The following is a 6,717-nucleotide window of genomic DNA, read 5'->3' on the forward strand; positions in this document are numbered from 1 at the left end:
AAATTATAGGGCCCGATATAAATATACTCAATATCTTTTAATTTTATGATTTTTCATATATTGGATTCGCGAGTTTCTAGAGCAAAGCCCGTCATTAAATTTATTTATTGTGTGTGGAGGTAAACGCGGCCCAGCGTGGCTTTTGGAACTTCCATGGCTTGAGTGAGTATTTTTCTGTGGCTTGAACAAGAAGGTGGTCACTCGTGTAAATTGAATAATATTTGCTCAGCCTATACCCCGATTACTTCCCGGCTTTACAATTAGTAATTCATCAAGCTCTTGCCTTCGACATTTTTGGGCAAACTCTAGTGCTGTCTCTTGTTGTGTCTGGAACTGCTGTAGCAAGTTTGAGTCAATTTCATAATATTCCTCGTAATCGACTATTCCGTAGCTTACTGGAATTGACAAATAATGCTTTCCTGATTGCAATTCAGTGCCAAGAGAATACCTGTTTTCTTTGCTGAAAAAAATATCATTAAATTTCATGGCTAGCCCTTTGTGGATAGAGTTGTGATTTTCATTTGAGATGGTATGACACTCTCGACATAAATGACTGCTTCTTTATTACCGCTAGGAAGATATCCACCTGGAATCCATAAATTATTTGATCCAGTCTCATTTCCTGATGGGGTTTTAACCTTTGCAATGCTGAGAGTTGGAGGTCTATTCGCATTAATTTATTATCTTTTAAGAATCCTGAAGGCAAACCTAGAGAGTTTTCTATTACACCGGCATTTCCGTTTGCGCGTTCTAATAGGCTGTCTACTTCTGCTTTTGGCATGACAAAAGCAGTACCATCTTTTTGACCAATTCCGTATTTCTCTAAATTTGAACTAGTCATGAAACTAGTTGCGCCGTTATCGAAAGCTGACAAATGTGATGGCATATATTGTGGAGAAAGATAGGTTATTGGGTCAGGTCGATATCCTTTAGGTATCGCCCGAATTTCATCAGCTATTGATGGGCTTAAGGCTAGTTCCCCCGGACACTCCCCCTCAACACTCATTAACCCCAACGGATCTACCCATTCCTTCATTTTGGTAGGGGTGAGAACAGCTGGGATTACGAAAGTGGCTCAGCAAGTACGAGTTCTTAGCGCTGTCGAAGAATATTTTAGCTACCGAAAATGGCAGTACTTGATAGCTTTAATTGTTTTTATAACTCATGGCTTTATTGGCTTCTCACTGTTTTAGTAGCGGTGTCATGGGGATGCCAGTATACCTGTATGGAAATGGTTTTAACGGTTACGGTTTACTTTGAGTTTTCGGTGGTTAATCTGCCATTTACTATGTTTTGTGCTGTTTGGAGCTTGCTAATAAGCTCTGTTATTGTATTCGCGGTGAGCAAAATTAAAGGTGGTTCCCATTGGTGGTCTTTAATTACTCGTACTTGGAAATGCCCATTTTCATCAAAGGAGGGGTACCACCCTACATCTATTATGAAGTCATTGTAATATTCAACCTGCAGCATATCTTCTTTCAATATTTCTAAGTCATTTTTAAAGTTTTTGATGTCAATATTCGATAGTTCGTCATAAGTGATTTTCTCATCTAAAAAGTCTAATGCAATCATTTTGTAAGCTTCCTGAGCTCTTGATCAGTTATCGGATGCCCGTGAATGGTTTTGGCACTCAGTTCAATACGTATCCATCTACTCTTTTGCCACCGCTGGCACAGATATCGCTTTCAAACTCCTTAACTTTCCAGGGTTACCATTGGTGCTTGATTTTCCATCCTTAAAACCCCTCTTTCCAAGATTTCTATGTCAATTCCTGGCTTGTATTTTGCCGTGCCAGTTTTAGTGGGTTCAATAATCGCTTCCCAAGACATGTTTTTTGACAAGCTATATTTGTGATCATGAACTGTCCAATTAATCTCGTTATGTATAGGTGCTTTTAGGTTTTCGCTAATGTTCTTTTTTTGTTCCGAGGTTTCACCATTTTCGGGGGGGGGATTTTGCGCCCCACATTTTCCGGATATAAACTTAACCCCAACGGATTACCCCAATTGGGTTTATTTTATTTTTGTTTGCTTCTGCATTCAAAAAGCTCCGAGCTGGTAACTTATGTCGTACCTTTAGTCCAAGGTCTATCCACTATCACTCCTATAGTGTCGCAGAACTGCGCACAGCTTTCCTGATGATTGTATGGCGTGGACCTCCATAATTGTTGCCGTGGGAGAGCACAATATAATGTGCTTGGATTGTTATTTTATTTTTTCAAGCAAGTTGAGTATTAGTAATTTAACAGATGCGGCTTGACTTTCAGATGCCTCTGTGAAGACTATTTCCTCAATGCTGTTCTCGGTATCACATAGCAAGGATCTTAACCATTGCTCCTCATAAGCCACAATCTCATTTTCTGCCTTGTAAAGTGCAGCTTGTAAGTCGGTTGTCTGTAAGTCTCCACGCATGTATAGCATGCACGCATGTTCTACAGCTTCGACTGTCTGGGGATACAACCAACTTTTCATATGCTACTCCTGCGCAGAATAGTGATTACAAGCTTTCCTAATCTTTCAGTAACAACTCCCGCATTAACACCTCTATCGCTGCGGTAAAGAATCCATCCCTAGACACCTTTTTTGCAGATGTTTTCGGGGATTAGACGGTCGCCTTTCCTGAGAAATTGAGTTGTCTTGCCGTCTATTTCCTTGGCGTTGATGATAATTAATATTTTCGGCGCCTCCAACGTACGGCTTCAAGATCCTTATGGCTATGCATTGCTTAATAGCCATGTTTTACATTGCGAGATTTTTTTTTCGGAGTTTAAATTGTAAGATGTTTTACGGTCAACCTCTTCGAATATTCCAGTTGTTGATTGGCGATAAAGTATCAGCCATCCATCACGACCGTCATGCTCAATCATAAATATATTTTGTTCTTTTTCTATAGTGACTGACCAAGATGAGAAAAAATTTGGATGATCAGAAAATACTAAAACAGTAAATCCACATTCATTGATTGCTGTGTAGAGAGTGTCTTGATTCATCAATCGAAGCTCTTAATCTAATGTTCTGAATTTTTCGGTGTCGGTGCTGAAAACTTGAGTGCCGCCACCTGCTGCAGGTTGAGGCATATCCTTTACTGACCAAGTGTCGATAATATCCTTAGATGTAGATTTTAATACTTCCACCTTCTGCGTTACTAAATATTTTTGCTGTAGCTTTAACTCGGATTTTAAAGTTTTTCGATTGTAGTCCATGACTCCAATGCCTAACTCAGAGGGTGTTGTCTCAGAGTTTAGTGAGTAATAGTTTCCTTGTCTTGCTCTAGGAGATTGAAATTGGTTCACTACTTTACCTCTATTTAAAGTCACCGTGGTAACAGACTGGTTAAAGTCAATACCGCTAAGATGGCCAGGAATATCAACATCCTCATACCCTTGCGACCGATAAAAATCTATAGCTGTCTCTCTCCTACTTCTAACATTTATGTCGCTGTGTACATCTCCAGACCGTTCAAATTTATTATTGAGTCGAGAAAGCAGTTCCCCCGGACACTCCCCCTCAACACTCATCAACCCTAACGGATCCACCCACCCCGTAGGGTTGGGTACGTACTGGTAGCTGTTGAGTCCGCCCGCCAGTTTGATCGGGTCGGGGGTCAGGTAGCGTCCGGTGTTGGGATTTTAGTAGCGATGGCGGTTGTAGTGTAGTCCGCTTTCTTCGTCGTAATACTGGCCCTGAAAACGCAACGGGTTGCTGATTTCGTTGATGTCGAATTTAACGATGTTGCCGTACGCCCGGTAATACGCCGACCAGACGATTTTCCCACCTGCGTCGGTGAGTTCTTGCGGGGTGCCCAGGTGGTCGAGCTGGTAGTAGTAGACCTCGTTGGTTGTGCCGTGGCCTTTTAGCAGGGCCATCGGTTTGAAGGTGTCGGGTTCGTACACGTAGCTGCGGTACAACGGCCAGCCCTTAACACCTTTTTGTGAGATGTTTTCGGCGATCAGCCGGTCGCCTTGCCAGATAAATTGGGTGGTCTTGCCGTCCATGTCTTTGGCGATGCGTCGGCCGAAGGCGTCGTAGCGGTAGGCGACGTCGCTGCCGTCGGGCAGGGTGATGCCGATCAGGCGGTGCTGGCTGTCGTAGCGGTAGTGGCGCACCAGGCGCTGGCCGGCGCCGCGTCGTTCGCGGATGAGGTTGCCGTAGGCGTCGTAGTCGAAGTGGCAGTCGCCTTGCATGAGCAGGCGGTTGCCTTTGATTTTGCCGTAGCTGCGGCCCTGGCCGTTGTAGCTTTGGGCGAGGAGGTTGCCCGCCGGGTCGTGGGCGAAGTGTTCGACGTTGTTGGCGTTGCCGAGGACTTCGGTGAGGCGGTCAAGCGGATCGTAGGCGTAGCTTTTTTGGCCTTTGCGGCTGTCGGTAAGCAGCCTCAGGTTGCTGTTGGCGTCGTATTGGTAGCTGCGCCGGTAGTGGTAGTGGCCGGTGACTTCGCCGTTGTGGTCGAGCGGGTAGACGCGGTGTTCCTTGAGGCGCTGTTGTTGGTAGTAGTGGTATTCGCTGAGCACCGAGCCTTGTTGGCGCATAATTTCGCGCCCGTGTTCGAAGCGGTGGCCGGTGAGGTTTATGGGCTTACATATTGTTAAAGAGCAAAACTGGGTATTGGACTTTATTGTGATGAGTTGTTTTTACTTCAAAGATGTAATCCACTCTTCAAAAAACATTTTGTTTGCTCGGGTTGTTTGTGAGGTTGTTGTCGTCGTAGTCAAAAATATTTACCAAATCTGAACGTCTGGCTTGTTCGCCCATTTTTAATTCATACGCCATGAGCCCGGCAGTCATTTGTCTTGTGCTTCTGGATGGATGAATATTTATTTTCGACACTTTACAAAGGAGGTCAATGTCCGGCATCTGTTCACGCAGCTTTGCTAGGCAAGTGTATAGATCGTCTCCGGTCGAGATGAAATTTGAATTATTCATTCTCAATTGAATGCAGTGTGGATCTGTTGTATGCGAGAGATCAGTATTTATTAAGGTGTTATTGGTTGTTATTGCTATCGCTTGTAAATTCATATTGGTTAGTTTTCGCCTGCCGAATTAATGAAAATTTTATTGGCTATTATAATTTCTCTGTAGTTTGCAGGTTTGTAGTGTAGGGGTCTACTCCACTTTCATTTAAGTGCCTTTGTAGTTTTAATAGTATGTCGTTGGCTTCTTGAGGCCCTTTTAGAGCATGCAAAGCATCGCCCTCAGATATTTCATCTTCACGCATCACTATTTGATGGGCACCAGCATCGTAGCGTACAAAAAAATGGCCATTTCGTTTCCATATTTCAAAGTCGGCAAGTTCGTAGATTTTTATATCCATTTTATTAAACCTAGTCGATAATTGGCTTTATAGTGTATTCATTGATTTTCACTGGATCAATAACCGCTTCTGGAAGTCCACCAGGACTGGTGAAACCTCCCGGCCTCCAAAAAGTGTTTGCGCCAAACTCATTGCCCGAAGGTATTCGATATTTATGTGGCTTTGGAATTAATACGAGCATAGGTTGGTGTCCCAGATATCCCTTGTCCAGTCCTAAGTAGTTCTCTAGCTTTGAAATATTCCCTGCCGCCTTATCTATAGCCAGCTCGGCAACACTTTTAGGTAATACCCAAGTCTCTGTCCGTCCAATAACTCCGGTGGGGGCCGTAGGCTGAATTCGTGCAGCTCCATTTCTGAACATATTAGCATGTGCATCCCGGTAAGACTGGGAGAGGTAAAGTTCAGGTTCGGGGCGACTTCCTTTTTCAAATGATAAAACTGCATCAATTGTAGATTGATCCAATGTGTCAGCATTTATGGTTTCTGTTACACCCGGACAATCCCCCTCAACACTCATCAACCCCAACGGATCCACCCACCCCGTTGGGTTGGGCACGTACTGGTAGCTGTTGAGTCCACCCGCCAGTTTGATCGGGTCGGGGGTCAGGTAGCGGCCGGTGTTGGGATTGTAGTAGCGATGGCGGTTGTAGTGTAGTCCGCTTTCTTCGTCGTAATACTGGCCCTGAAAACGCAACGGGTTGCTGATTTCGTTGATGTCGAATTTGACGATGTTGCCGTACGCCCGGTAATACGCCGACCAGACGATTTTCCCACCTGCGTCGGTGAGTTCTTGCGGGGTGCCCAAATGGTCGAGCTGATAGTAGTAGACCTCGTTGGTGGTGCCGTGGCCTTTTAGCAGCGCCATCGGTTTGAAGGTGCCGGGTTCGTACACGTAGCTGCGGTACAGCGGCCAGCCGTAGACGCCTTTTTGGTAGATGTTTTCGGCGATCAGCCGGTCGCCTTGCCAGATAAATTGGGTGGTTTTGCCGTCCATGTCTTTGGCGATGCGTCGGCCGAAGGCGTCGTAGCGGTAGGCGACGTCGCTGCCGTCGGGCAGGGTGATGCCGATCAGGCGGTGCTGGCTGTCGTAGCGGTAGTGGCGGACCAGGCGCTGGCCGGCGCCGCGTCGTTCGCGGATGAGGTTGCCGTAGGCGTCGTAGTCGAAGTGGCAGTCGCCTTGCATCAGCAGGCGGTTGCCTCTGATTTTGCCGTGGCTGCGGCCCTGGCCGTTGTAGCTTTGGGCGAGGAGGTTGCCCGCCGGGTCGTGGGCGAAGTGTTCGACGTTGTTGGCGTTGCCGAGCACTTCGGTGAGGCGGTCGAGCGGATCGTAGGCGTAGCTTTTTTGGCCTTTGCGGCTGTCGGTGAGCAGCCTCAGGTTGCTGTTGGCGTCGTATTGGTAAGTGCGCCGGT

General features: G+C 45.9%; 8 protein-coding genes and 1 pseudogene. All 9 read right to left on the reverse strand.

Features of this window, described 5'->3' with window-relative positions; translation table 11 throughout:
• Nucleotides 1–225: 225 nt before the first annotated feature.
• Nucleotides 226–486: a hypothetical protein gene (locus tag ACI7MX_RS22830; protein WP_405591694.1), complete on the reverse strand. Its 261-nt coding sequence runs from the start codon at nucleotides 484–486 to the stop codon at nucleotides 226–228.
• A gap of 31 nt (nucleotides 487–517) precedes the next feature.
• Nucleotides 518–1,036 (reverse strand): hypothetical protein, encoded by a 519-nt coding sequence (locus ACI7MX_RS22835; protein WP_405591691.1) that lies wholly within the window; start codon nucleotides 1,034–1,036, stop codon nucleotides 518–520.
• Nucleotides 1,037–1,251: 215 nt separating this feature from the next.
• Nucleotides 1,252–1,572 (reverse strand): hypothetical protein, encoded by a 321-nt coding sequence (locus ACI7MX_RS22840; protein ID WP_405591688.1) that lies wholly within the window; start codon nucleotides 1,570–1,572, stop codon nucleotides 1,252–1,254.
• A gap of 632 nt (nucleotides 1,573–2,204) precedes the next feature.
• Nucleotides 2,205–2,471, reverse strand: a complete 267-nt coding sequence (locus ACI7MX_RS22845) for a hypothetical protein (RefSeq protein WP_405591685.1) — start codon at nucleotides 2,469–2,471, stop codon at nucleotides 2,205–2,207.
• A gap of 242 nt (nucleotides 2,472–2,713) precedes the next feature.
• The gene (locus ACI7MX_RS22850; RefSeq protein ID WP_405591682.1) at nucleotides 2,714–2,989 is read right to left on the reverse strand and encodes a hypothetical protein; all 276 of its coding nucleotides are present in this window, start codon (nucleotides 2,987–2,989) and stop codon (nucleotides 2,714–2,716) included.
• Between the two features lie 12 nt (nucleotides 2,990–3,001).
• Nucleotides 3,002–4,561, reverse strand: a pseudogene (locus ACI7MX_RS22855) (polymorphic toxin type 46 domain-containing protein); the annotation flags it as partial.
• A 91-nt stretch (nucleotides 4,562–4,652) separates the two neighbouring features.
• A complete protein-coding gene (locus ACI7MX_RS22860) occupies nucleotides 4,653–5,012 on the reverse strand; it encodes a hypothetical protein (RefSeq protein ID WP_405612792.1) in 360 nt (119 codons plus the stop codon).
• A 46-nt stretch (nucleotides 5,013–5,058) separates the two neighbouring features.
• Nucleotides 5,059–5,307 carry a hypothetical protein gene (locus ACI7MX_RS22865; protein WP_405591679.1) on the reverse strand — a complete coding sequence of 83 codons (249 nt, stop codon included), beginning with the start codon at nucleotides 5,305–5,307 and terminating at the stop codon, nucleotides 5,059–5,061.
• 10 nt (nucleotides 5,308–5,317) lie between these two features.
• Nucleotides 5,318–6,717 (reverse strand): RHS repeat domain-containing protein (locus tag ACI7MX_RS22870; protein ID WP_405591676.1); only part of this gene is annotated, 1,400 nt, incomplete at its 5' end.

Origin of the sequence: Pseudomonas sp. 2024-210, from assembly GCF_045062345.1 — a bacterium.
Taxonomy (GTDB): Bacteria; Pseudomonadota; Gammaproteobacteria; order Pseudomonadales; family Pseudomonadaceae; genus Aquipseudomonas.